This window comes from Neolewinella litorea, assembly GCF_004803465.1.
GTDB classification, from domain to species: domain Bacteria; phylum Bacteroidota; class Bacteroidia; order Chitinophagales; family Saprospiraceae; genus Neolewinella; species Neolewinella litorea.
Genome location: NZ_SRSF01000027.1, coordinates 1 through 2,335 on the forward strand (window position 1 = coordinate 1; position 2,335 = coordinate 2,335).

The window sequence follows — 2,335 nt, forward strand, 5'->3', positions numbered from 1 at the left end:
CATCACCCACCCGGTAAAACTCCTGCTGCTACAGATCCTTGAAGACCGCTACGAACGAGCCGCCACGGTGATCGTCTCCCAGCTACCCGTAGCCAAATGGCACGCTTATCTGGACGAACCGACCGTAGCAGACGCCATCCTGGATCGCCTGATACCAAAGGCTCACCGGATCGAACTCAAGGGCAAAAGCCTACGCAAACGACCGGATCACCTATCTTTATAATCCATTAACGGCGCGAGTTATCCACAGGGGGGGGCAAAGCACCGGAATGGAGGGGTCAGATAGATCGGAATACGCACGGTCGCCAAGTAAGGCGCGGTATTCGAAGTCCGCGCCCCGTCGGTCTTTTAGATCCCGTCGGGCGGGTTGGCGGAAGATGTCTTGGGCTGTGAGCGACATGGTCTTGACAGCCACGAGCTTTCTTTTCTTAACAATGGTGGTGCCTGCGGTGGCCATGGCCTGCTAACTGTAATCCGAAGCATACCACCTCGGCTATTTTAAGCACAGGGTCAAGTTATTAAGTCAAAATTCACTAGTCTTTACAGTACCGCTTACTGGGATTGGGTCGGCCGATACCTGGTGATCATGATGATATTAGCAGCGCAGCTATTCTTCGACTTTTTTAAACAACTATCGACCATTGTCGGCAGGGGTTTAAGAAAGTGTGTTGATCCCTAATCGTACGCCAGACGCACTCGATGTAGATGTTCTCCGAGGCCCTGCACTTGCCGCCCATACTGATCGTTATGCCATCCTCTCTCTAAATAGCTGGTGTATTCCAAGTAAGCAACCTACTTCCCTGATCAAAGATTGGGATCGATCCGTTGGTCACCTGGCCTTCACCCGCCGCAAACACCTGCTCGCCGTAGCCAGCGATAAGCTCCAGCTTCCACAGACTGATTCGGTTGGGTTGCCCCCTAAGTCTTTTGGCCGGCTCGGCGAAGATGTTTCATTCTTTCAAGGCTTCGACGTCAATTTTAGTTATTAGCCTGGGATGACCGCCTAAAGCAGCAGCGGAGCTAACTTTCCTTTCGATCGCTTCGTGATACAGTGTGAATTTCCAATATAGCTCGTGATTGGGTTCTACAGATGCATTTCAATTATTTGACTGAGTGATTCAGATAATTATCCACCAAAAGACGCAATGCCAATCTGACGCAAAAAACGAAATATCTGGCAGATTTAACACCACTCCACCCCCAGTAGAGTCAGGCACCCGAATATTGCAATAACATAACACACCGGAACGCCGGTGGTAGAAAAGCCAGCTGAGTCATCCTCCTGGGCGATGCAGCTTTTCTTCCGATAAAAGATGGTAAGCCAATCTGCCCGGAAAAAATGAAACGCCGGGCAGATTTAACACCACTCCACCCCCAGTAAAGTAGCCCCTCGGAAATTTACATCATCAAATCATTCGGGCATTCGCCCTCCAAAATCATTTCAAACCCGGTGACGGTTGAGACCCTGCCGCTAATATATTCATTGCGACACGTCCTCTGCAGCACCACTAAATTCATCAACATGAACGATTACGAGATTTTCTATGACGAAACGGAAGACAACGACTTTCATTTACCACTTGACAGGAACGTAAACCTCACGCTTGAGGAGTACCTCGACCGGATCAAGAGGAAAAGTAAAAATCGTCGACTGATTATACGCTGATTAAACCTTTTAATTTAATCCATTTCAAATATAAATTTATGAACCCTATTTCATCCAAGCAGTTGCCTCAAATTTTTGGAGGGAGCGACGAGCTTCCTTACTGCGTTGGCGAAGATATTGGCCGTACTACTCGAGGCTTCTTTGACTTGTTCTTATGGCACAATTTTCCCCTTTTACGTTTAACCTCATATTTTGACTAAATCATATAACAGATGAAAGAGTTACCACATGACCATCTTACTGCCATCGAGGGCGGATACTTCAAAGCCTTATGGGCTGGCCTTGTCGGCGCTATAGGATTTGCCCTCGGCGAGGATTTTGAAGAAGTCTGGAACGAGGGTTGGAATGACCCTTACGGAAAAGATTAATCTAACGTGAGGTTGGGGGCAAATCGGCTGCAGATCAGCGATTTACGCAAGATGAGACGAGTAGTTGGTACCTTGGAAGGACATCTCAACTCCCTTCCGGACCAAAAACCCGCCTCATGCTCACCGAAGATAAAGCATTCAAACTAATCGAGATCTTTGTTACGGTCGACGATTTTTGCCAGCAGTTTGACCAGTGGTTAACACTCCATCCCCAGCCCGTTTATCGCAACCCACGTTTCGAAGGTATTATGAGTATCAGTGAGGTACTCTCCATTATTGTTTTTTATCAGTACTCCGGATA

General features: G+C 47.9%; 2 protein-coding genes and 1 pseudogene. All 3 read left to right on the forward strand.

Going from position 1 to position 2,335, the window contains the following annotated elements; all coding sequences use genetic code 11:
* The coding region (locus E4021_RS17865; RefSeq protein WP_168797656.1) for an ATP-binding protein at nucleotides 1-223 on the forward strand (223 nt) is incomplete at its 5' end.
* Nucleotides 224-1,878: 1,655 nt separating this feature from the next.
* Complete coding sequence (locus E4021_RS18250) at nucleotides 1,879-2,034, forward strand: hypothetical protein (RefSeq protein WP_168797680.1); 156 nt, start codon at nucleotides 1,879-1,881, stop codon at nucleotides 2,032-2,034.
* A 116-nt stretch (nucleotides 2,035-2,150) separates the two neighbouring features.
* Nucleotides 2,151-2,335: pseudogene (locus tag E4021_RS18350) on the forward strand (IS982 family transposase); the annotation flags it as partial.